Origin of the sequence: Paenarthrobacter aromaticivorans (assembly GCF_019038615.1) — a bacterium.
Classification (GTDB): Bacteria; Actinomycetota; Actinomycetes; order Actinomycetales; family Micrococcaceae; genus Arthrobacter; species Arthrobacter aromaticivorans.
In genome coordinates, this window is record NZ_JAHOPC010000003.1 from 240631 (window position 1) to 264114 (window position 23484).

A 23484-nucleotide genomic window follows, 5' to 3' on the forward strand; every position below is an offset into this window, starting at 1 on the left:
CCGCGCCTTTCCGTGTCTGCCCCTTCAGGGAGTCGCCTACTTACACTTCCGTCTTAAGCCACTTGGTGAGCACAGCCGCCTGCGGCGCCAACGGCGCAAGCGTCAGGGCCCCTTTCACAACAGGAACCCCATAAGTGCTGAGCGAGGCTGCGATTGTCCTGGGATCCGTCCGGGTGCAGGCCTTAATGATGCGCAGACAGAGACCAGACGCATCGCCTGGTGCAGCACCCGCTGCCAGGGCGGCATTAACGGCTGCTGTCTCCTCCGGAGTCAGGATATGTGGTCCTTTTCCGACGTAGTCGACTTGGCAGTCAGTGACGTGCAAATACCGGGTGGATGCCCAGACTTCTTCAAGGCTCGAGAACTTGCCTATGAGGCTGCCATCGGCCGCCGTACAAGTGAATTGATACCGGGTCAGGGGCTCCGGACGTTCCCGGGGGATTTTGTCCTTGTTGTCGACCACAGGTGCCATATCAAGTGCGGCTGGTTGGGAAGTATCTATATTGGTTCCTGAGCAACCGGCCAAGGCAATAGCTGCCACACCGAACTGAAGAACACTGCGCCTGCGCATGTCCACCGAGGGATCCCCACTTCATTCGGATGCTCCCCAGCTCCGCATGCATTGGTTATTCGCCCCAAGCCGTTTCCGGCTGCGTCTTAGTACATCTTCCCCCAAATTCCGCATTTGTCACTAGTAAAGTTTTGGCCGGCAGCAAGATCGAGGCCTTCGCCCACCGCTGGAAGTCCTCCCTCGGCGGCAATGGCACCCCCTGCGCCGGTTAAGGACCACCTGCAATCTGCTGCGGACGGGCCCTGCCTGACGACTTGATATTTGCCGGGTTGCACCGAATCGCCCACGAGGTGGCTGCCATCAGCCATCCTCGTACCCTCGGCCCATGCTGCGATGATTTTGCCCTGCGGAGCATCCGGGCAGAGTGAGGCCGCGGCAAGCAACGTCCCGCGTCCGGCTTCCTCAAATCCGCCCGGCCCGCTTTCATCACTGATCCGCGTGCAGAGGCGGAGGACGTCCAACATCACTGCCAGTCCGTCATCGTCGCCCGCTCCTTGCGGTGCCGCCGTCGAAATTGCTTCGGTTTCACGGGGCGTTGGCTCGAACGGTTGCGGCCCTGTGTAAGTGACCTCACAGGAGCCCATCCGCGTGTAATTGGTGGCGGCCCAGACCTCGGCGAGGCTCGACAACTGGACTTCCGGCGAGGCGTCCAGGCTTGTGCATCGATACGCGTAGCGGCCAGGTTCATCACCGTCGCCCAATGGCTCGCCGCCATCGGTGGTGCCACTACTGGGAATCGTCGACGGCGAGTGGCTGGGCTCCGCTGTGGCGCTGCTGTTTGCGGTGCCGGTTGTCGTGGACGAGGTACTCGTTCCCGGCTGTGGTTGGGCCGATGGAGTACAGGCGACCAAAAGCATCACCAGCGGCACCACCATCGGAAACAGTCTGCGCATTATGACCTCCATCTCAATCGTGCGGGGCTGCGCATGCGCGGTCAAGACGTCCGCCGGGGCGACGTTGCGGGCAAAAAATGTCTCCCATCAAAAAGTACCTAGTGACAAATGTGAAAATTGGGGGAAGATGTACGTAGACGCAGCCGGAGACGGCGTGGGGCGAATAACCAATGCATGCGGAGCTGGGGAGCATCCGAATGAAGTGGGGATCCCTCGGTGGACACGCGCAATCGCAGTGTTCTTCAGCTTGGTTTGGCGTGTCTTGCCTTCGCCGGTCGCTCAAGAACCTCTCATGTAAACTCCCATCCCTCCGCGTTCAGCGGGAGAGTTGCAGGACGGCGTCGCCATAGACTCACCGCATTGATCGCCTCGGCGAGCCTGGCTACGGCAGCGCTCACAGGTGTATTCACAGCGGGGGCTGCCAACGCCGACCAGGCCCGCCAAACTGTGGCAGTGGGTCTTACGAAGGCAGCTGGATCGGTGGTGGACCCGGCCGGAAGGATCTGGGTCTCAGATGCGCGTGCCGGATTCTGCCGGGTGACCGAAGCTGCAGGGGCCACCCCGGGCGGGCTCGAAACAGGCACCTGCCTCGGGGGCACCCTGACTGGCCATAAGAAGGGCCCCGCACTAGCCGGAACTCCTGCCATGATTGATCCGTCTCCTGGCAATCACGGCTCTGGCGACGAAATCGCGTTCATTCCGGATGCCGCCGTCGGAAGTTCCGAGGTAGTCCGCGCAATTTGGAAGCCCAGCGCAGGCATATTCGACTATGACAGCCAGTTGACCATTTTCGACGGCGACCTCCGTCCGAATGCCGTCAGTGACGGCCCCGATGGCAACATCTATCTGTCGTTCGCAAATGCCCGGTCGATTGTAAAGATCGCGGATCCGACGGCCCTCCATCCGAGCATCGAATCAATCGCTTCGGTTAACTCAAACTCCCTGAGTCTTGCCGCCACGCACCGCAACAGTGCCGGCAACGTAGTGGTTTATGTCGCTGAAACCTCAGGACTGACGGTATTCACGGCACCCGATGATGGAGTATTGACCAACTTCGTTCCAGCACCGCTATATAACGTCGGCAAGCCCACAGCCATCTACTACGACTGGCAGACGCCACTGGTCCTGTACACGGGAACGGGTGGGGGAACCACTACGGCCGACGCCGGCAAAGACACCGTCTCGCGCATCGACTTGAGCACCGACACCGTAGACAACCAATGGGCCCTCGGTTTCAGCAAGATCGGCGGACTGAACATGCGCGACGGCAAACTACTGGTCATGGAAGATCCGGGACAGCTGGATCCTGCCAAACCCGCCCAACAGGGCAGGTTGCTCACCCTTGGTGGCGTCGTACCTTCGATCGTGAGTGGTCCGACGGCGGCAAACGGAACCCAGGCAGCGAACCCGGCGTACACCAATGATTCCACTCCTACTTTCACCGTGGCCTCAACGCCTCCGGGCGGCGCCCTTGAATGCAGCCTCCAGTTGAGCACCGCAACACCTGTCTGGCAGGTGTGCACGACTGGCACGTTTACGCCGGCAACCGCATTGACCAACGGCGCCTACACATTCTCCGTACGCGCGGCTCCATCAGGGCTTCCTGTATCACGGGCGTTCACTGTGGATCTGACGGCCCCCGCCGCTCCGGTCATCACCTCACCCGCTGCTGGAGCAACAGTCAATGGTGCGCCCGTCCTGGGCGTGACTGCGGAGACGGACACTGTCCTGTCCTGCTCGGTCGATTCCACGACTGCTTTCACGGCCTGCAGTAACGGATACGTCTTCAACCTCAGCACCGAGGGCCAGCACGTCCTTCGGGTTCGGGCGACAGACATGGCAGGCAATATCAGCACCGTGGCATCGGTGACTGTTACCACTGACCTGACCGCACCGCAGGTGTCCATCAGTTCTCCTGCAGAAGGCGCAACAGTCGGCATCTCGCCGTCGTTCGTCTTTGCCTCGACGTCCACGGACGTTGCCGGGTTCAGGTGCAAGCTGGGCACAAACGCCTTTACGGCGTGCACGTCGCCAAAGTCCTACACCAACGTACCCAATGGACCTATCGCGTTCACGGTGGAAGCCCGGGACAATGCGGGGAACACCTCCACCGCAACCAGAAACGTCACTGTCTTCGCTCCCGACACCACGCCACCTGTGGTCTCTGTCGATCCGGTCGGAGGAACGTACGGGCCCAACAAAACCATCAGCCTCACCGTGAACGAAGCAGCCACCATCTACGTGACCACCGATGGCACGACGCCGACAACGTCCAGTCCCGTCTACTCCGGGCCGATAGCGTTGACGTCATCGATGACGTTGAAGTATTTCGCACGCGACACTGCGGGCAACTCTTCAACGGTAGCGACGCAGACGTACGTCCTTGACAACACCGCCCCGGTTCTAACGGTTGCGCCCGCTGCCGGAGCCTATGCTTCAGGGCAGCTTGTCACCATGACCTCCAGCGAACCTGGAAGCATCCTCTACACAACGGATGGCACCACGCCCGCTACTGCAGTTGCAGGAAGCACGAAAGCATACTCGAGTCCATTCGCGCTCACGGCCAACACCACCGTAAAGGCCCTAGCTGTCGACGCGTATGGAAATGCTTCTGCAGTCACTACCAGTGCCTACACGATCTTGGACACCACCCCACCGGTGGTCACCGCGACTCCACCCGGGGGCAGTTACCCGGTGAACCAGCAGATCACCCTCACGGTGAACGAAGCAGGCTCGAGCATCTACTTCACAACCAACGGCACCACCCCGACTGCCACGGCAGCCAACAAGTACTCCACACCCATCACGCTGACGGCCGCCATGACCTTGAAGTACTTCGCGGTTGATCCGTCAAACAATAGTTCGGCGATCATCAGCCAGAACTACACCGTGACGGCGCCACCGGCGAACACATGGAAGGACTACAGCGGAGACGCAAAGAACGACGTCGTGGCGCGGGACAACGGCGGCACGCTCTGGCTCTACCCGGGTAATGGCAGTGGTGGTTGGTTGACGCAACGCTCGCTGGGAACTGGTTGGAACTTGCTGAACGCGATCATTCCCACCAAGGACTTCAACGGTGATGGACGCAGCGACGTCCTGGCGCGCGATACCAATGGCGCCCTCTGGCTCTATCCCGGAAACGGGGCTGGCGGGCTCCAGCCCAGGGTGCAGGCCGGCACAGCTTGGTCGGGCATGACGCTCATCCTCGCGCCAGGGGACTTCAGCGGTGATGGGAAGGCTGATGTGTTGGCGCGCGATTCAGCTGGTGTCCTGTGGCTGTACCGCGGAAACGGCACGGGAGGCTTCGCGTCAAGCGCCCAGGTCGGGACTGGGTGGAACTCCATGACGGCCATCCTGAGTACCGGCGATTTCAACGGCGACAGCAAGACGGACGTCCTGGCCAGGGACACGTCCGGGATCCTATGGCTGTATCCAGGCAACGGCACCGGCGGTTGGCTGAGCAGGGTCCAAGTTGGAAGCGGCTGGAGCGGGATGACTGCAATCCTGGGCCCCGGCGACTTCAACGGAGACGGCAAGAACGATGTGCTTGCGCGCGACTCCGGTGGCAACCTCTTCCTGTATCCCGGCAACGGTACATCAGGATGGCTCTCCCGGAGCCAGGTCGGGTGGGGCTGGGGAGGGTTCACGTCGCTCCCCTAGCAGCAAAGACGTGACCCCGGCAGGAAAGAGAAGGGAGGGTCAGGACGCCAAGCGTCCTGACCCTCCCTTTCTTGTTGCGGGAATTCGCTACGTACGTTCCTTCATGGGATGCATCGTCGGCCTGTTTGGACTTGCCTGTATATCCAGTTGGAGGGACACCAACAGCATTTGAACGCCCAGCACAAAGGGCACGACAGCCAACATCACCGATCCCGCGGTAGGAGACCCTACGCTTGCGGCGAGAACCCATATCCCAGCCACAAGACCCATGACGATAAGAGCGATTCCTGCGATCAACAGAAGAGCCACTGCTGAGAAGGACCAGACCATGTACTTCCACCAAACACGGCGCCAGAAGCCGCCAAAGAGCATGGCCAGCAGCTCGGGGATCACCTTCCGAAGCTTGATGCTGGAAACTTCATTGCCGTAGACAGCGGGAATCGGGACATCCACAATCGGTACATCGAGGATATTGAGGTGAATCAGGAGGTCGTTCTCAAAGCTGTAGCGTGCGGCCACCTTATTCATTGGCAGGCGACGAAGAACTTCCGTCCGGATCGCCGTGTAGCCATTCTGGGGGTCGAAGATGTGCCAGTAACCCGAGGCCAGCTTTGTCATGAACGACAAAACGATGTTGCCAAAGATGCGGTAGCCAGGCATACCGGCAAAGGACTCACCTGAAAAGAAGCGGTTGGCCTTGGCAAAGCCGTAACCATCCACCACGGGATCGAGCAGCTGGGGCAGGTACTCCGGATCCATCTGGGCATCGCCGGCCATCACAACGTTGATGTCGGAGCCCAGCTCCATTGCCGCTTTATGCGCCGTCAGGACAGCGCCACCCACACCTTGGTTGACCTCATGCCGAATCAAGGTGACCCTGCCGTCGTCCGCCCGAAGGGCAGCCCCAGAGGTGTCGTCAGGGCTGCAGTCATCAACAATGACAATGTCATCGACGAAATCAGGCATCGTTTCGATCACCTGTGCGATGTGGTTCTCTTCTTTATAGGCCGGTACTACCGCGGCAATTCGAACGCCTCGATACATCGATTATCCTTCGCTGCTGTTAGGTGTGAATTTCTGTGCTGGCGCGTCAGTTTCCGACGCGCCATCTGTCTGTCCGCTGGCGCTCTTCGGATGCTTCTTTTGCGGGAAGATCCAGTGCTTGTAAATGAAGTAGTTCCATCCCATGGTCACAATCGTCGCAACCACTTTACCGGCAACATATCCGGCACCCAGGAACTGGAAGAGCTCCACGATTCCCATGACCGCCAAAGTGTTGAAGGCCAGGAGTCCGGAGTACCGCAGCACTCCACCCAGAGCCGTTCCGCCTCCCCCAAAAGCAAAGTGGCGCTGCAGGAAGTAGTTGAAGAAGAAACTGCCCCAGAATCCTGCGCCCGTGGCCAACCAAAGGGGCCAACCAAACACTTGGAAGCACAGCGCAAGCAGACCGAGGTCCACAATGAAGCTCAGACCGCCCACCACAAGGAATCTGAACAAACTGGACGAGAAGAACTTTTTGATGAATGCCTTCATTGGTTAGCAGATCCTTCCAAGCGGGGCGATGCCATCGGGTTTCCGGTTCTCGAGGATCCCTGGGACTCCGTCAAGCTGCACGCGGTCCTTGGAAGCTGCGTCGAAGGCTTGTTTGCCACCCGGTAACTGGGACCAATCGATCCGGTACAAGGCTGCGTTTCCATCTCGCACAACAAGCTTCAAGTAAGGGATGGAATCAGGATGGGTCAACCCCGCCTTGGGCTCGTCCCAGGCCCGGATCCGACCGTCGGCTATGTACACCCATTCGATACCAAGCTCGGAAGCGGCCGCCCGCGCGTCGGGATCCGTCGCCAACTCAGGGAGCTTTTGAAGGACAAGCAACTGGCGGTTCGTGGGAAGTATTTCGAAGTGCCGGATCATCGGCATTCGGTTCCCGAGTGCATACATCCATACGGAGCCATCACAGGCGTCATTCAGCACTGTGGCGTCCTGGGGAACATATTGGTCAATTTTGCTCAGCAGATCCACTTCGGATGAGCTGAGGGTGAGGCCATCAATCTTTGTATTGATGTTGATGCGTTCGGCGTTTTGCTTGAAGTATGGGATGGCGCCCACCCCGCATACCAACAAAACGGCGACGGCGGCCGCTGCCGTGACGACGTGGTTCGGCCTGCGCCCATTCTTGCCCCCGGATTCCTGGGATTCTGCCCGACGATTGCGGAAGCGCCGGACGGCCCACTCGATTGCCTCGCCAGCCTGGGCAACACCCAAGCCCGCAAGCGGCACGAGAAGCATGACAAGGATGCCGAAAATGCGCCATTGGTCGTCGTAGAAAGGTGCTGTCAGGTTCAGGAAACGGGGGCTGTCGCTGCCCATGGTGTAAACCGACAGAAACGCAAAAGCCAGGACCGGGCAGAAGTACCACCACATGCGGATCCTGAACGCAACAGCAAGGCAGCCAAGGGCAACAAGCGTTGTCAGGATCGGCATTGCCATGGAGCCATGGTTCAGGAAAACAATATTCTGAATGGCACCGTTGCGATCAGTATCCGGTGCCCACATCATCTTGGAGACGCGCTCAGATTCCTTGAGCATCTGGGTAATGATCGGCAGACCGATGATCGCCGCGAGAACCCCCGACACTGCCAGATAAACAGTAATGCCCAGGATCCTGCCCTTGCGACGTATCAGTGCGGAGAGCAGCCAGAAAAACAGTACCGGCAGTACGACGAAAGCCAGGGAGGGGTGCACAGCAATAAGTCCCACTGCGCCGAAGGCAATGCCCAGGACCCAGAACTTTTGCCGCTCCAAAGCACCTTTGACGGCCAGGAAGACGAATGGACCCACCAACAGCATGCCAGCGAAAAATGGAATCAACGGGCCACGCCACAGTAGGTCGTAGGGGTAGACCGTGAACCATCCCGAGACTGCGGCCGCGGCGGCGACGGCAACCGGGCGGCGTGTGAGGATCATGGTTAAGGCCATGGCGCTCAGGGGCAACTGAACGGCCATCATCACCAAGACGAAAGCATTCAGGAACACCGGGATGCTGACAGTACTCATTGGCCAGAACAGCGCGAGCACGGCGTGGAAAGCGATCGGGTAGCTCCTGATGGGTGCATCAGAAATAGTGGTGTCGTAGTAGGCGAAGTTTCCCGCTATGGAGGGATCCCATTCATGATTCACCGAGATAAGCCGGATCATGTTTGCGTGCCAGGGAATGTCCCAGTCCTGGTTTATGCCCAGGAGGCCCTCGGTGCCAACAAACCACGACACGGCTGCTACGGCGCCGCCCGCAAGAAGGCCTACCAGCAGGATCCACCAGGAGCCGGCAAATCGGTGCTTACCGAAAATGCTTGGCTGTGTTCGGACGCGAGTCTGGAACTTGTCGGGGAATCTACGCCTCAACAGGAGGCGTAGACCAAACAGGACAGCAGCCAACACCAGAAGGACGACGGATACAGGAAGCAGCTGCCAGCTCAACCCCAAGGAATTGCCCATCACACCGATGACCGTCAGGGCACCCATGCCCAACAATGGTGCCACCACGGGCAAGAGGGTTCGGCGCACTCCCAGTGCTTCACCGAGAAGCCAACCTGGACCCCACCACAACACAACGATCAGGAGTACACACAACAGCAGCGGGCCGATACCCATTCCTACGATCGCCTTTCTTAGATGCTTCCACTAGCCATCCCTTGACAGACGACTTTTGCTATTGGATGCCGGACTTTAGTTGCGTTCCCGCAGCCAGGCGACAGCCTGGTCAGCCGGACCTTCGAATTGGACAGTTCCGGAGGATAAGACGACTCCCCTGTCGCAGATCCGCGAAATCATGTCCAGGTCATGGCTAACAACCACGAGGGTCCTGCCTTCGTCGGACAGCTGCTTAATCTTGGCCAGGCACTTGCGCTGGAAAGGTTCATCGCCAACAGCCAGGATCTCGTCCACGAGGAAGATGTCCGGCTGCGTATGAACAGCCACCGCAAAAGCAAGACGCAGGAACATGCCGGAAGAATAGAACTTCACTTCCGTGTCGATGAACTGCTCGATTTCCGAGAAAGCGACGATCTCGTCGAATTTCTCGTTGATCTCCTGCTCTGTCATTCCAAGGATCGCGGCGTTGAGGAAGACGTTCTCACGGCCGGACAAATCCGGGTGAAACCCCGCCCCAACCTCAATCAGGCCCGCGACGCGGCCTTTGGTCCGCACAGTGCCCTGATCCGGAAGAATGACGCCGGAAATCAACTTAAGCAACGTGGACTTACCGGAGCCATTGAAACCCAGAAGGGCGACGGTCTCCCCATCCTGTATCTCGAAACTGACATCGTGCAGCGCATCGAACTTCTTGGTGAGGTCACCCTTGCGTCCCTTGACGAGCCACACAAGCGTCTCTTTAAGAGAGTGGGAGTGACGCAGATTGAAAGTCTTTTTCAAGCCTTTGACTATGACGGCGGCGCCCACTCAGACCTCCTGCGCAAAGTGGCCTTCGAGCCGGCGGAACACCAGCTGGCCGATAATAAGGAAAACTGCGGCCATGCCCAGTCCAGCCAGCCCTGTCAACATCAGATGAGGGGGCAGTTCTACAGGCTTGGTGACGGTCGGGTACCAGAACGCCCAGTGGAACAATTCCACGGCTACGGTCACGGGGTTGAGCTGGTAGATCGTTAAGACCCAATCCGGGGCAAGACGACGGATCATGGTCCAGTCATAGAGGACGGGTGAAGTCCAGGTGACAATCATCATCAACATGTCCACGATGTTCTCTGCATCGCGGAAAAACACGTTGATGGCACCTGCCAGGAGGCCCAGGCCAGTGGCGGTCACGGCCACAATGACAAAGCCCAGCGCTGCGCCCACCAGCTGCATCACGTCTGGTCGCCACCCGCTGAAAAGGGCAGCAGCCAGCAAGACGACAAGCTGGGGAAGGAAATGCACTGCAGCGACCCAGACCGACGCCACGGGAAAAAGTTCCCGTGGCAGGTAGATCTTCTTCACCAATGCGGCATTCCACACTATGGATCGCGTAGCGTTCGAAAAAGCTTCCGTGAAGAAATTGACCACGATGACGCCGGAGAACATGTACAGGGCGTAGTTGGGGATCTGGTCCCCCACGCGAAGTACGATTCCCAAGGCAAAGAACAGAACCAAGTACTGGACCAACGGCTTCACGTATGACCAAGCCAGACCCAGCACGGAGCCCCGGTAGCGGACCCTGAGTTCCTTGCGGACGATCAATTTGAGGAGGTACCGGCGCCGGAATACATCCAGCAGACCGGCACCTACCCCTGGAACAGCATAAATATCAGTGGAGTTGGCCATCGCTACTTTTTGGGCTCCGAGGCATCGAACGTCTCTCGCCACGACTCCATCGATGTGATCTGAGGCAGCGCCTCACGGTACTGGGCGCGGAGCGTCTCCCAATTCGAGAAAAGCTGCGCGTGCAGCTGCGCTGTCTCAACCAAAAGCCGGCGCGCCAGCTTGGGGTCACGCTGGTACCACGACGCTCCTGTTCCATCAGCGTTGGAGACCACTGCACTGTCAAGATGCGCCAAACTCCACCATTTGCCGTCCTGATGCGCTACATGGGCTTCGGGGTTGGTCTTGGCAGAATCGCGAACCGGAGCAAGGGTCTGCTTAAGGACAGTCTTTACCGCCCAAGGCAGAAGGCCAAGCGCACCCGGCTGCTTGTAGGTCTGCGGCTTCTTCGGGGGACGTTTACGGAAGGACTCAGGGAAGGCGCCGGGGTCGGTCTTGACCTGGGAGTCAACAAATTCCTCGCGCATTGCACGGAGTTTGGGCATTGTGGTGGGCAACTGCTCGTGGAGCTTGCCTGGCCCCTCCAAGACATCCCGGAGAGCCATGACGCGAGCTTGCTCGGGGTAGTACTGCATCGATACCAAATGCTTAATGTCCGTATTCAGGCTTTCCCGGAATATCCGGCCACCTTTGGGGAACGGGGAATGCAGAAGAGTCGCGATGAGCCTGTTGCGTTCGTGGTAGTAAGCCTGCCAGTCCACAGAATCATCTTTATCAGCCCATGAGACATGCCATACCGCTGCACCTGGGAGGGTAACGGTCGGGAAACCTGCCGCGCGGGCGCGCAAGGAGTACTCGGCGTCGTCCCATTTGATGAACACGGGAAGGGAGAGTCCGATGTTTTCCACGACGGTCTTGGGGATGAGGCACATCCACCAACCGTTGTAGTCAGCGTCCCAGCGGCGGTGCAGCAGTGGCGTTGAGCGAAGGCCTTCTGCGGAGAAGTCGTGATTTCCCAGGCCCTCCACGGGTCCCCAAAGGAAACGGTAAAAATTCACTACTTCGGCGTAGGCGTGCAAAACGGACTTGTTATACATGTCGAACATGTGTCCGCCGACGATGGTGGGCTTACGGCATAGGTCGGCAAATGCGACCGCTCTGAGCACACCTTCGGTTTCAAGTTCAATGTCGTCGTCGAGAAGCATGACGTAGTCGCTCTTGTCAGAGACGAGCATCTCGTACATGTTGCGGGCGAATCCACCCGACCCACCAAGGTTGCCTTGGTTGATAATGCGCAACTGCTCGCCCATGGATGCGGCGACGGCGTCGAACCCGTCTTCGTCGGCCACCTTTTTGTTGCCTTGGTCAACGATGATCAGTTCCGCGAGGATTTCACGGAGGCCGGAGTCGGCATCGATTGATTTGATGGTTTCAAGGCAGTAATCGGCACGGTTGAACGTTGTAACACCCAGCGTGACTTTCCCCTGGGGCCTGCCTTCATCAGGAACAGCCCAATGGGCGCTCTTGAGTGTCATTCCATCGCCGCCGGCGATGAGGTCGAACCAGTACCAGCCGCCATCACCAAAGGGAGCGAGCGTAAGTTCGAACTCGTTCGATGCAGTTCCCTCAACAAGGATCGAGTCGACCCGCTGCGACGCGCCGCGCGCATTCGAGCGGTAAACGATGACCGTTCCTTCGCCCTCGGTCTCGATGTGGAGAACCGTCTTTGTGGCGATGGTCCATTTCCGCCAGTAACTGGCCGGGAAGGCATTGAAGTAGGAACCAAAGGAAAGACGCTCGCCCCGTCGAACCTGCACCGACCCGCGGTCCAGGATGTCCTCCGGGTGGAGTTTGCGGGCCATGCCCACTGCCTGGACAACTGCTGTGCCGTTGTCGTCCTGCTTGCGGACCTTATTGGTGTCCGGATCGACATAGAGCGGCAGGGTGTCGAGGTCGCGGTTGGCTGGGAAAACCACACGCTGGACTATTCGAAGGTTCTGCTCAGTCGACGCCGGGCTGTCTGCGACTGTTGTGGCCGTCATGGCAGTCTCCTGGCTTTCATTTGTTGTGGCGGTCATGCGTCCACTCCACCACTTTCCAGCTTTGCGCCGCCCGTAAAGTGCGGCTTGATCTTGTTGTCGAACATGGACAGGGCCGAACCGATGGCCATGTGCATGTCCAGGTACTTGTACGTTCCAAGACGGCCGCCAAACAATACAGATTTCTCGCCACGTGCAAGATCACGGTAAGCGAGCAGTTTGCTGCGGTCGTCTGATGTGTTGACGGGGTAGTAAGGCTCGTCGCCCTTCTCAGCAAAACGCGAGAATTCGCGCATGATGACCGTCGCGTCCTTCGTGTAGTCGCGCTCAGGGTGGAAGTGGCGGAACTCGTGGATGCGGGTGAAGGCAGTCTCCGGATCCGGGTAGTTCATCACCGGGCAGCCCTGGAAATCCTCAATCGGCAGCACTTCTTCTTCGAGGTCGATCGTGCGCCAGGAGAGATCACCCTCGGCGTAGTCGAAGTAGCGGTCTACGGGGCCTGTGTAGATGACCGGAACCTGCCCGAGGACGGATGACCGGCCGAACTCGCCATCGTCAAAGAAATCGGTGTTCAGAACGACTTCGATGTTGGGGTTGTCCGCCATGCGTTCGATCCAGGCCGTATAGCCGTCAACCGGCAGCCCTTCATGGGCGTCATTGAAGTAGCGGTTGTCATAGTTGTAGCGAACCGGGAGCCTCGAGATGATCTCCGCGGGAAGGTCCTTCGGATCCGTCTGCCACTGCTTGCCGGTGTAGTGCTTGATGAATGCCTCGTACAGGGGCCGCCCGATCAGCTGAATACCCTTGTCATTCAGGTTCTGCGGATCAGTACCGGCAAGCTCGCCTGCTTGCTCCGCAATGAGCTGGCGCGCTTCGCTGGGGCTCATTGCTGCACGGAAGAACTGGTTGATAGTACCGAGGTTGATCGGCATGGGGTACACCTCGCCCTTGTGGCTGGTGTAAACCTTGTGCTGGTAGTTCGTGAACTTGGTAAACCGGTTCACGTACTCCCAGACACGTTCATTCGACGTATGGAAGAGATGCGCGCCGTAGCGGTGCACCTCGATTCCCGTCTTCTCTTCATTCTCGCTGTAGGCGTTTCCTCCAATATGGTGGCGGCGATCAAGAACCGCGACCTTTAGCCCCAACTCGGTAGCGGCGCGTTCTGCAATGGTCAGGCCAAAGAAACCCGAGCCGACGACGACGAGATCAGCGTTCACAAACTCTCCTGTGTATTGGCGTGCGGGCACAGAAGTGCCCACGTCTACTGGTCAAGGCTACCCGACATGGCTTGCGTTCCCCGTATCCGGGCCCATGGCCGAGCATGGGCGGCCGGGGTCCACAAACACCAAAGGGAGGCTGGCACATGGCCAACCTCCCCCAAAGACGATGCTTGATTTGGCGTATCAGAGGCAGATGACGGAGCCCGACTTCGCCGAGTCCAACACGGCCTCAGCAACCCTCAGGGTCTCCAGGCCTTCCGCCATCGTGACGATATTCATCGACTTTCCGAGGATTGCGTCACGGAACGCCTCGTGTTCCATCTTTAGCGGCTCCCGCTTGGCAAGGGCGAACCGTGTCGAGGATCCCTCCGACACTCCCCGGAAGGCTGCGACGGAATCCCAGTCTGTCTGGAACGTTCCGTTCTCCACGAAGGTAAGGTCTGCAGAAATGGTGTCTGCGATGAATGCTCCACGTTCGCCCAGAACTACCGTTGTACGTTCCTTCATGGGTGACAACCAATTCACGATGTGATTGGTTACAACGCCGCTCTTGAGGTGGCCAATGGCTGTGACCATGTCCTCATGTTCGCGGCCACTACGGGAGGTTGTGTGCGCTACGACGTTCACGAAGTTGCTCTGCGCGAGCCAGGCGGTGAGGTCGATGTCGTGCGTGGCAAGATCCTTGACCACCCCGACGTCGGCGATGCGTGCAGGGAAGGGTCCCTGGCGCCGCGTGCTGATCTGGTAGACGTCACCGAGGTCACCGTTCCCGAGCCGCTCGCGAAGGCTTTGCAGGGAAGGGTTGAAGCGCTCGATGTGGCCGACGGCGCCGATGAGGCCCTTGGCTTCGAAGGCCTGGGCAATGCGTCCACCCGACTCGGAATCGTTGGCAATCGGTTTCTCAACGAGGCAGTGGATGCCAGCTTCAGCCAGCCGCAAGGCCACTTCCTCATGCAGGATGGTCGGCACGGCAGCCACTGCCATGTCGATTCCTTGCTCAATGAGTTCCTCGACTGTGTTGTAGACAGTCAGGCCATCAGCAACGTTGTGCGGATCGCCGAACGAATCCGCGACAGCAACCAGGTCAACGCCATCAAGCTCGCGGATAACCCGGGCATGGTGGCGGCCCATCATACCCAGTCCGATGAGGCCTGCGCGGAGGTTTGCCACTAGCTTCCTGCCTTTGCGATGGCGTTGACAGCCGTCACGATGCGGTCCAGATCGTCCTGGCTCAAAGATGGGTGCACCGGGAGGGACAGCACGCTGGCCGCAGATTCCTCAGTTACGGGCAGCTCATCCGATGTCTGGAAAGGCGCAAGACGGTGGTTCGGGATGGGGTAGTACACGCCACAGCCGACGTTGTATTCCTCACGCAATGCCTTAGCAAAACCATCACGGTCCTCGGAAATGCGGATGGTGTACTGATGGTAGACGTGCTCATATCCCTCGGCTACCTTCGGCGTGATGACGCCTTCGATGTTCGCGTCAAAGAACGCTGCGTTTTCCTGCCGCGTCTTCGTCCAGCCTTCGACCTTCGTCAGTTGGACGCGCCCGATGGCTGCATGAATGTTGGTCATGCGGGCATTAAAGCCAACCAACTCATTCTCGTACTGGCGCTCCATGCCCTGGTTCCGCAAGAGGCGGAGGCGACGTTCGACGTCGGCAAGGCCTGTGCTGACCATGCCACCCTCACCGGAGGTCATGTTCTTCGTGGGGTAAAGGCTGAACATGGCGAAGTCGCCGAAGGTTCCAACCTTCCGGCCGTTGACAGCGGCACCATGGGCCTGAGCCGCATCTTCGAACACCTTAACCCCGTGCTTGGCAGCGAGCGCGCCAATGGCATCGACGTCGAAGGGGTGGCCATAGAGGTGGACCGGCATGATCGCCGCCGTGCGGTCGGTAATCTTCGACTCAACAGAGGCAGGATCCAGCGTGTAGTAATCCGGGTCAACATCGGCAAAGACTGGCGTGGCTCCGGTCAGAGCGACCGAGTTGGCCGTGGCTGCGAAGGTGAAGGAAGGAACAATGACTTCGTCGCCGGCGCCTATGCCGGCGGCCAGAAGGCCAAGGTGCAGCCCTGAGGTGCCGGAGTTGACGGCGACAGCTGCGCGGCCGTCCAGAAGTACTTGGGAAAATTCCTGCTCGAATGACGCAACCTCCGAGCCTTGGGCAAGCTGGCCGGAGGCCAGAACTGCCTCTACGGCCTTGCGCTCGTCATCGCCAATGATGGGTTTGGCGGGGGGAATGAATTCGGGGCTCATGCCTCTACCTCTCGAAGTGTCTCGTTCTGTTCAACATATGTGGCGCCGGTTTCCGGGCATACCCAGTTCCCGCCAATGTTCTGCAGCGGGAAGCCCGCCTTACCGACCCAGCCCCGCCGCTTGGCCGGAACCCCGACCATCAGCGCGAAATCAGGGACGTCTTTGGCCACAACCGCTCCGGCGGCTACGGTGGCCCAGCGTCCGATGGTCACGGGAGCGACGCATACGGCGCGGGCACCAATGGACGCTCCTTCACGAATAGTGACGCCCACAGGCTCCCAGTCGTGCGCACTCTTCAGGCTTCCGTCCGGACCTACGGCACGGGGATAAGTATCATTCGTCAGCACTACTGCCGGGCCGATAAACACCCCGGCTTCCAGTTCTGCGGGCTCGTAGACAAGTGCATAGTTCTGGACTTTGCAGTTGTCCCCCATCTTGACGCCAGTGCCGATGTAGGCACCACGTCCGACGATGCAATTGACGCCTAATTCGGCTTTCTCGCGGACTTGGGCCAGATGCCAGATCTTGGATCCATCACCAATTACCGCCTCGTCCGAAACATCGGCGCTCTCTGCAACCACTATCACCGGTGAAGGTCCCTTCTCATTGAGCACACGCGACAACGAGTTTCATCTTAGCCGAGACGCCATGTCCTCGCGTCAAGTCAGCGCCTTCAGGTGGTACCGCCAAGAGTTATCCACATAGCCCAGGAAAGGGGCAGCCGCCTGCCCGGGAATTCCATAGCCTCAGTTCTGGACGGCTGCGGGATTCCAGGAAGGAATGGGCGAATGAACTTTGAGTGCACACTGGTCCGCGGCCCGAACGCCGCATCACTGGAGCCACCGGAAGAGCTGACAATCACCGTCGACGGCGGAATGCCGGGCTCAGAGCTCCAGCGGCAATTGCACAAGGCCCGCGGGGTCGGTCCCCTCTCAGTTGCGGGGGAAGACCTATCCACGCTGACTGTCGGACACCCGCCACTCGTGGCGGGGGCCGTCCTGGTGGACGGACACCGTCCCGCGGAAAAGTCCGACTCTCCGGCAATGCCGCTCCTGCTCCTGGCACATACCGGGCCGGGGGCCGGCACAGTCTTTGCACTCCAACGCGGTCACCACCACATTGGCCGCGGCGATGTGGACATTCGCATTCCTGATCCGGGGATGTCCCGCGAGCACGCCGTGTTGAGGGTGTCCAGCACCGCATTGAGCATCACGGACACAGGGAGCCGGAATTGGGTACTTGTTGATGGGGAGCGTGTCCGGGAAAAGACTGTGACGTCGTCGTCGAGAATTCGCTGCGGCAACACAAGCTTCACTATCGTTACGCCAAAGAGCTCCACTCCCGGGATTCATGCCGACGCCGGCCGTTCCGTTGAAGTGCCACTTGAAGTCCAGCGTCAGGCGGGCTCCTTGAACCGGTGGTCGGTTGCCGTTGCGGCGGGCCTCCCGCTGGTAGCAGGCGTTGGTCTAGCACTCGCAACGGGAATGTGGATGTTCCTTGGATTTACGGCCGTTTCCGCGCTGAGCCTGCTTGTTCCGATGATCACCGGAAGGAAGGGACGCAGGGAGTTCAGGCTTGCCGTCGCAACGGCGGCCCTGCAGGACGCCGAACGCCGCCGCCGATGTTCGCCGTCTGCCGCGGAGATCATCGTTGCCACCTTGGCCCCGGCGGCAGGCTTGGTCCTGAACCCCCAGGCACCTCTAGCATTGCCTCGCCCTGGGGCGGGATCGCCTGTTGCGTCACGACAAGGTACGGCCGCCGGGCCCGAAACATGGGTCCGTCTAGGTACGGCGCCCACTCTGGCCAACGTGCGGCCCGTCCCTGCAGATCCCCATTTCCGTCCACCAGCAATCGGCTCCATGCCAGTGACGCTGGGCTTGCACCCCGGGATTGTTGAGCTGCACGGCCAGACCGAGCACGTCGATGCCCTGATCCGTTTCATCGTCATGCAATTGGCAAGTTTCCCAGGGTCGTCGGCCAAGCCGATCATTCTTCTTGGACCAATAGGGCGCCTGCCTCTCAGCGCCCGGTTCCTGCCGTACCTGACGCTTGCCACGAATCAGGCGGCCGCGACAGCAGCTCTTCGAAGGTCGAAAGGAACCAACAATGGCAGGCTCGTAGTTCTCGATGACCCGTCGGGCGGGGATGACGGCAATACCAAACTCCTGGATGCCGCCTTGGAGGCTTCCTGGCAGGTGTTGCGGCATTCCGGCCCCTACGCCGGGCCCACCGGAGTTGTCATTGAGATCGGACAGTCTGGTACATCCGCTGTTTTGCAGTTCCCCGGTGGCCTGCAGGAGTTCATCCCGGACATGGTTCCGCTAAAGGCTTTCGATCAGTTTTGCCGCACAGTTGCGTCCACTCCGCACCGGGAAGGTCCTGCCGACGACGGCATACCAGGATTCTGCTCTCTGAATGACCTTCTTCCCGGCGGACCTCGAGGCATACTCCGGCGATGGGTAGGCGAGAACGGGTCAAACGAGCTCCAGGCAATTCTGGGGCAGGGCCAGGACGGGCCCTTGACCTTTGACTTCCATGTCGATGGACCACATCTCCTGGTAGCCGGAACGACCGGCGCCGGGAAGTCAGAACTCCTGCGGACGATCGTGGCATCCATGGCCCTGAATCATTCACCGGACCAGGTGACATTCCTGTTTGTCGATTTCAAGGGCGGCTCGGGCCTACGCCCTTTACTTGGGCTTCCACACTGCGTGGGCCTTCTTACTGACCTTGGAAGTCATCATCTTGACCGCGTGCTTACTTCCCTGCGAGGCGAGATCCGCCGTCGCGAGGAGTTGTTCGCGGACCTTGGGACTTCAGACTTGGCTGCATATCAACGTTCGCCCGCGGCTACAGAGGCGGCGGTCCCCCACCTGGTCCTTGTTGTGGATGAGTTCCGAATGTTGGTCGACGAAGCCCCCGGGGCACTGCGTGAGTTGATGCGCGTGGCCGCCATTGGACGGTCCCTGGGCATTCACCTGGTCATGGCTACACAAAGGCCACAGGGTGCATTGACTGCCGACATCCGCGCCAACGTCACCTCAAGCGTCGCCCTGCGTGTTCAGTCGGATGCGGAATCAATGGACATCATCAATTCCAAAGCCGCAGCTTCCATCGGCGTCGATGTCCCTGGGCGGGCATATCTTGTGAGGGCCACCGGTGACCCCGAAGAATTCCAGACGGCGTCCCTTGCCGTGCCAACCACGATCAGCCGGCGGGCCCCGGGGGCAGCAATCGTGCAGTCGGCGATCGGTGCCTTGAACCCTCCCCCGGACAAACAGCCAGTGGCCGGGAAGTCGACGGCACAGGCGGAAGCAAGGGCGGAAGGGGTGGTCTCGGCGACCCGAACCGCTTGGCGCTCGCTGGGGCGGGCCGACCCCAGACAACCTGTAGCCCCACTGTTGCCGGTCTCCATTGGGTGGAGTGAAGACCTGTCCACTTTCCGTGTGGCGGGCAACGACGGTGAAGACGCAATGGACGCGTCGATAACCCCTGTAGGTCCATTGGGGATCGTGGACAGACCGGAACAGCAGTCAGTTGATGTCCTGCAATGGTCGCCTTCCGAGCACGGTCATTTAGCCATGATTGGCAGCAGTTCCAGTGGGATGCACGAATGTTTCAAGGCTGCATCGGCGATGCTGGCAGCACATGGGACCCCACCGCATCTGTACATCCTGGATGCAGCTGGAATGCTGGGAAAGCTCCGCCAAGGCGGCAGCTATGGCGCCACTTTGGGCCTGCATCAGTTGGCGTTGGCGGTACGGGTCCTTGAGCGGCTCGCTGAAGAAATGGCACGTCGCCGCGCGGCCGGCGAGGACGTGTCCACAAGTCCCCGTTTGGTCCTGGTGGTTACTGGCTTTTGCTCATGGGCCGCAGCGCTCCGATCAGGGCGTTTCGCGTGGGCGGAGGACCTTTTGAGGGACATCATCCGCGACGGGACGCCCCTTGGCGTCACAGTCCTGATCTCCGGAGAACGTGAACTAGTCAGCTCACGCTTTTTCGGCGCAATCCCAAACCGGGCATTTTTCCCAACGGGCGCCACGGAGGAATCGCGTTATCACTGGCCCCGCCTTCCGGAAGTCGAGTCTGTCCCAGGGCGCGCTGTTGCCATGGGCGGATTTGTTCAGGGCGCAGCCACCATGGTTCATTTCCGCACTGCCCCAAGCGGGACGGACTGGCCGTTCGTTGATCTTCAACCTTCGTCGGAACCACCTTTCCGGATCCGGCCCCTCCCGGAATCCCTCAGCACGTCTGATTTCGATGTCGCCGTGGCAGCTACCCCAAGAGCATCGCGGCGATCCCCCGAATCGGCGCAGTCCGGTAGCTACCGCGTTGCAGCTGAAGACCTGGAGTGCGGGATATCGCCGGACTTCGTTCCCCTTTGGATCGGCATTGGGGGTGACGAATCGGTCCCCGTGTCATTTCCCCTTGCACCGCGTGGTGTCAGCATCATCATTGGGGGTCGTGGCTCCGGCAAGACTTCGGTGTTGACATCCCTGATGTCCCTTAATCCCCAGGTTCCATGGATCTTCCCGGGGGCTGGAACTACCACGGGGGCTTTCTGGGCAACCGTGGCCGACTCAGCCACTGCTGGATCACTGGATCCTGCGAGCATCCTCTGTGTCGATGACGCCGATCTCCTGGATCCGGGGGGACGGGCAGCTCTCGCCGCCCTGGCTGGCCGGACACGAGGAGTGATCATGACCGCCACGTCAGGTCCCGGATTGCTTCAGCGCTTGCCACTGGCCGCAGAGGCCCAAGCCAATGGCAAGGGCCTCATTCTGGCTCCGAGGACTCCTCTGGACGGCGACATCCTCGGCGTGAGGTTGGAAATAGAAAACTCACCGCGTGCCGGTCGGGGCGTGATTGTCCGGGGAAACCGTGCAGTCCAGGTGCAGGTGGCGTTCACTACCGACTCCGCGACGCACATCAGCACCATTGGAAGTCAGGGCAGCATTGACTAGAGCGCGCCCTGCGTCCCTCCCGCTCGTGACGCATAGGCGATAACGCTCTTTTGGAAGAGAAACACGATCGCTGCCAGCGCAGGCAAAATCATAGCCAACCCTGGCAGAACCAGGCCGCCGGTCATGGTTGGGAAACCGATGGTAAGGACGAACAACTGGGCCACAAGGGCGGCCGCGCGGGTCCATCGGTAGCCGCGGAACAGGAAATGGCCCACTGCGAACAGCCACGCGGAGAAGGCCAATAAGAGGCCCAGCGTAAAGACCGCTCCCCAAAAAGTCAGGACAGGGGCTCCGGTCAATAGTTCGAAGGCGTACCAGGCCGCAGCGCCCAGGAGCGCCAGTGCTTCCAGCACGACAACGATCGAAATAATCAGGATTCCGGGGGGTTTCTTGCCTCCGGATTCCAGACCCGGGGTTACGGGGCCGTCGGACGCAGGTCTAACTGGACCGTTGTTTCCATCTGATCCAGAGTTTGGTTGGGCCGGGTTAACAGGAGGTCTTGACACACTGGCACACTACCGGACATAGTCATCTAGCAGTGAGGGCACTGGCGGCTGATGTGATGCATCGCTCACGGATTCAGGGCATTTCAACGACTAATACCCCTTGTTTACAAGGCGTTAACATGAAACGCTTGACTCAGACGACCAAGGGGGCCCATGCGGGCCCCTTTCCTTTGGAGCCTCTCGTGAATGTTTTCACAAAAGGCTCAAACTAGTTCTCACGAATGGAGTGACTGATCAGCATGGATTGGCGTAATCGCGCAGCCTGCCTCGACAAGGACCCGGAGCTCTTTTTCCCAGTCGGCAACACGGGACCAGCACTTCTGCAGATTGAGGAAGCAAAGAGCGTTTGCCGCCGGTGCCCCGTAGTGGACACTTGCCTTCAGTGGGCTTTGGAGTCCGGCCAGGATGCAGGCGTCTGGGGTGGCATGAGCGAGGACGAACGCCGCGCACTCAAGCGTCGCGCAGCACGAGCCCGCCGCGCTTCTTAGCAGCCCAGCGCGCTTCTTCGTAGGCAGTACAAGCACCAAACGCAGAAGGCCGCGGACCACATGGTCCGCGGCCTTCTGCGTTTAAGTCAGCTGCCCGTTAAACCCTTCCACCTCCGGAAGGTCCTATGCGCGCGCGAGGTTCAGGACAATTTCGACGGCGGTGCCGCCACCGTCCCGGGGGCTCCACTGAATGGATCCCCCAAGCTCGCTTGTGACCAGGGTACGCACGATCTGCAGACCCAGGCCTTCCGTGTATTGCCCGTCCGGCAACCCAACGCCATCATCGGCAATTGTCACCGTTAGGAACTCGTCATTTCCGTCTCCCGCTGCACGGTCAGCCAGCAGCCAAACGGTTCCCGTCCTTCCCTCCAAACCGTGCTCAACAGCATTCGTTACGAGTTCGTTGATGACCAGGGCCAGGGGCGTTGCGAAATCGCTCGGCAGTTCGCCGAACATCCCGGACCTTTCCGTCCGTACTTGCTGGGAAGGTGAAGCGACTTCGGCAGAAAGCCTGAACTGGCGCCCGATGAGTTCATCGAAGTCGACGCTTTGAGTCAGGCCTTGGGACAGGGTCTCGTGAACAAGCGCGATGGTAGCCACGCGCCGCATGGCCTGTTCCAGTCCCTGTTTTGCTTCGTCGCTGACCATCCGTCGGGACTGCATACGCAGCAGGGCGGCAACGGTCTGGAGGTTGTTCTTGACTCGGTGGTGGATCTCGCGGATCGTTGCGTCCTTGGTGACCAGCTCCATTTCGCGGCGCCTCAACTCGGAGACATCGCGGCATAAAACAAGGGCGCCAAAGCGATGTTGCTCGTCGCGCAAAGGAATGGCACGCAGGGAAAGGCTGACCCCTCTGGACTCAATCTCGCTGCGCCATGGCATTCGGCCCGTGACAACCAACGGCAGTGTCTCGTCCACCATGCGCCGATCCTTCAGTAGTCCGGCCGTCACTTCAGCGAGGGAACGTCCTTCCAGGGACTCGACCTCGCCCAACCGCCGGAAAGCAGACACGCCATTGGGACTCGCGTACTGCACAATGCCTTCAGCGTCGAGCCGGATGAGTCCGTCCCCTACACGGGGGGCACCTCTGCGGGATCCCGTCGGCGATGCGAAGTCGGGCCACAACCCTAGAGTTCCCATGCGAAGGAGATCGTAGGCGCACTGCCGATACGTGAGTTCCAGCCGGGACGGCATACGGGAACTGGATAGGTCCATATGGGACGTGACAACCGCGAGAGTCCTGCCGTTGCGCACCATCGGCACGGCTTCGACACGCAGCGCCATCTCGCTGCTCCAGCTCGTCTCACTGGAGCGCTCAATGGAGCGGCTGTTCCAGGCCTTTTCCACGAGTGGACGAAGATCCGAGCGGATGCCCTCACCCACGAAGTCCGCATGAAACACCGTGTGCGATGTTGACGGACGTACGTGGGCGAGGGCGATGTACCCAAACTCCGGATGCGGAAACCACAAGGCCAGGTCGGCAAACGCCAGGTCGGCGACCATTTGCCAATCGCCCACCAGGAGGTGCAGCCATTCGGCATCCCCAGGCCCGAAATCAGCGTGTTCCCTGATGGGGTCTGTAAAGATTGCCACTGCACCTCCATTTGCGACGCGGGACCAGCC

The 23484-nt window shown here is 59.9% G+C and carries 17 protein-coding genes; 3 read left to right on the forward strand and 14 right to left on the reverse strand.

Annotated features, from left to right (window positions below):
• Window positions 1–40: 40 nt before the first annotated feature.
• Together KSW38_RS07780 and KSW38_RS07785 are read right to left on the reverse strand one after the other, a co-directional pair.
• Window positions 41–571: a hypothetical protein gene (locus KSW38_RS07780; protein ID WP_216924009.1), complete on the reverse strand. Its 531-nt coding sequence runs from the start codon at window positions 569–571 to the stop codon at window positions 41–43.
• 86 nt (window positions 572–657) lie between these two features.
• Window positions 658–1464: a hypothetical protein gene (locus KSW38_RS07785; RefSeq protein ID WP_216924010.1), complete on the reverse strand. Its 807-nt coding sequence runs from the start codon at window positions 1462–1464 to the stop codon at window positions 658–660.
• A gap of 360 nt (window positions 1465–1824) precedes the next feature.
• Here KSW38_RS07785 and KSW38_RS07790 point away from each other — a divergent pair, with 360 nt between their 5' ends.
• Complete coding sequence (locus KSW38_RS07790; protein WP_254186205.1) at window positions 1825–5127, forward strand: chitobiase/beta-hexosaminidase C-terminal domain-containing protein; 3303 nt, start codon at window positions 1825–1827, stop codon at window positions 5125–5127.
• 87 nt (window positions 5128–5214) lie between these two features.
• Here the strand turns inward: KSW38_RS07790 and KSW38_RS07795 are convergent, their stop codons facing one another.
• From KSW38_RS07795 to KSW38_RS07840, 10 genes are all read right to left on the reverse strand, one after another.
• Window positions 5215–6171: a glycosyltransferase family 2 protein gene (locus KSW38_RS07795; RefSeq protein WP_216924011.1), complete on the reverse strand. Its 957-nt coding sequence runs from the start codon at window positions 6169–6171 to the stop codon at window positions 5215–5217.
• 3 nt (window positions 6172–6174) lie between these two features.
• On the reverse strand, window positions 6175–6660 hold the full coding sequence (locus tag KSW38_RS07800; RefSeq protein WP_216924012.1) for a GtrA family protein: 486 nt from the start codon (window positions 6658–6660) through the stop codon (window positions 6175–6177).
• 3 nt (window positions 6661–6663) lie between these two features.
• Entirely contained in the window at window positions 6664–8778 is a 2115-nt protein-coding gene (locus tag KSW38_RS07805; RefSeq protein ID WP_216924013.1) for a DUF6541 family protein, read from the reverse strand.
• A 75-nt stretch (window positions 8779–8853) separates the two neighbouring features.
• Window positions 8854–9585, reverse strand: a complete 732-nt coding sequence (locus tag KSW38_RS07810) for an ABC transporter ATP-binding protein (RefSeq protein ID WP_216924014.1) — start codon at window positions 9583–9585, stop codon at window positions 8854–8856.
• A complete protein-coding gene (locus tag KSW38_RS07815) occupies window positions 9586–10443 on the reverse strand; it encodes an ABC transporter permease (RefSeq protein WP_216924015.1) in 858 nt (285 codons plus the stop codon).
• 2 nt (window positions 10444–10445) lie between these two features.
• Window positions 10446–12458: a glycosyltransferase gene (locus KSW38_RS07820; RefSeq protein ID WP_216924016.1), complete on the reverse strand. Its 2013-nt coding sequence runs from the start codon at window positions 12456–12458 to the stop codon at window positions 10446–10448.
• A complete protein-coding gene (gene glf, locus KSW38_RS07825) occupies window positions 12455–13639 on the reverse strand; it encodes a UDP-galactopyranose mutase (RefSeq protein ID WP_216924017.1) in 1185 nt (394 codons plus the stop codon). Before glf ends, KSW38_RS07820 begins: the two co-directional genes overlap by 4 nt.
• A 186-nt stretch (window positions 13640–13825) precedes the next feature.
• Window positions 13826–14812 (reverse strand): Gfo/Idh/MocA family protein, encoded by a 987-nt coding sequence (locus tag KSW38_RS07830; protein WP_216924018.1) that lies wholly within the window; start codon window positions 14810–14812, stop codon window positions 13826–13828.
• A complete protein-coding gene (locus tag KSW38_RS07835) occupies window positions 14812–15903 on the reverse strand; it encodes a DegT/DnrJ/EryC1/StrS family aminotransferase (protein WP_216924019.1) in 1092 nt (363 codons plus the stop codon). The genes KSW38_RS07830 and KSW38_RS07835 overlap by 1 nt, the downstream gene beginning before the upstream one ends.
• Entirely contained in the window at window positions 15900–16517 is a 618-nt protein-coding gene (locus KSW38_RS07840; protein WP_216924020.1) for an acyltransferase, read from the reverse strand. The genes KSW38_RS07835 and KSW38_RS07840 overlap by 4 nt, the downstream gene beginning before the upstream one ends.
• A gap of 174 nt (window positions 16518–16691) precedes the next feature.
• Between KSW38_RS07840 and KSW38_RS07845 the strand changes: the two genes are divergently transcribed.
• Window positions 16692–20867, forward strand: coding sequence for a type VII secretion EssC family protein (locus KSW38_RS07845; protein WP_216924021.1), 4176 nt, complete (start codon window positions 16692–16694; stop codon window positions 20865–20867).
• Here the strand turns inward: KSW38_RS07845 and KSW38_RS07850 are convergent.
• A complete protein-coding gene (locus tag KSW38_RS07850; RefSeq protein ID WP_377650466.1) occupies window positions 20864–21220 on the reverse strand; it encodes a hypothetical protein in 357 nt (118 codons plus the stop codon). The genes KSW38_RS07845 and KSW38_RS07850 overlap by 4 nt on opposite strands.
• A 392-nt stretch (window positions 21221–21612) precedes the next feature.
• Here KSW38_RS07850 and KSW38_RS07855 point away from each other — a divergent pair, with 392 nt between their 5' ends.
• Window positions 21613–21861, forward strand: coding sequence for a WhiB family transcriptional regulator (locus tag KSW38_RS07855; protein ID WP_003804966.1), 249 nt, complete (start codon window positions 21613–21615; stop codon window positions 21859–21861).
• A gap of 123 nt (window positions 21862–21984) precedes the next feature.
• On the opposite strand, the gene KSW38_RS07860 is transcribed toward KSW38_RS07855, so the two are convergent.
• Window positions 21985–23454 carry a sensor histidine kinase gene (locus KSW38_RS07860; protein ID WP_216924023.1) on the reverse strand — a complete coding sequence of 490 codons (1470 nt, stop codon included), beginning with the start codon at window positions 23452–23454 and terminating at the stop codon, window positions 21985–21987.
• Window positions 23455–23484 lie beyond the last annotated feature (30 nt).

What these genes read in the sequence shown, in the direction of transcription:
- KSW38_RS07780 (WP_216924009.1), bottom strand. Translation starts at nt 571, where the DNA reads ATGCGCAGGCGCAGTGTTCTTCAGTTCGGTGTGGCAGCTATTGCCTTG.
- KSW38_RS07785 (WP_216924010.1), bottom strand. Translation starts at nt 1,464, where the DNA reads ATGCGCAGACTGTTTCCGATGGTGGTGCCGCTGGTGATGCTTTTGGTC.
- KSW38_RS07795 (WP_216924011.1), bottom strand. Translation starts at nt 6,171, where the DNA reads ATGTATCGAGGCGTTCGAATTGCCGCGGTAGTACCGGCCTATAAAGAA.
- KSW38_RS07800 (WP_216924012.1), bottom strand. Translation starts at nt 6,660, where the DNA reads ATGAAGGCATTCATCAAAAAGTTCTTCTCGTCCAGTTTGTTCAGATTC.
- KSW38_RS07805 (WP_216924013.1), bottom strand. Translation starts at nt 8,778, where the DNA reads ATGGGTATCGGCCCGCTGCTGTTGTGTGTACTCCTGATCGTTGTGTTG.
- KSW38_RS07815 (WP_216924015.1), bottom strand. Translation starts at nt 10,443, where the DNA reads ATGGCCAACTCCACTGATATTTATGCTGTTCCAGGGGTAGGTGCCGGT.
- KSW38_RS07820 (WP_216924016.1), bottom strand. Translation starts at nt 12,458, where the DNA reads ATGACCGCCACAACAAATGAAAGCCAGGAGACTGCCATGACGGCCACA.
- KSW38_RS07835 (WP_216924019.1), bottom strand. Translation starts at nt 15,903, where the DNA reads ATGAGCCCCGAATTCATTCCCCCCGCCAAACCCATCATTGGCGATGAC.
- KSW38_RS07845 (WP_216924021.1), top strand. Translation starts at nt 16,692, where the DNA reads ATGAACTTTGAGTGCACACTGGTCCGCGGCCCGAACGCCGCATCACTG.
- KSW38_RS07855 (WP_003804966.1), top strand. Translation starts at nt 21,613, where the DNA reads ATGGATTGGCGTAATCGCGCAGCCTGCCTCGACAAGGACCCGGAGCTC.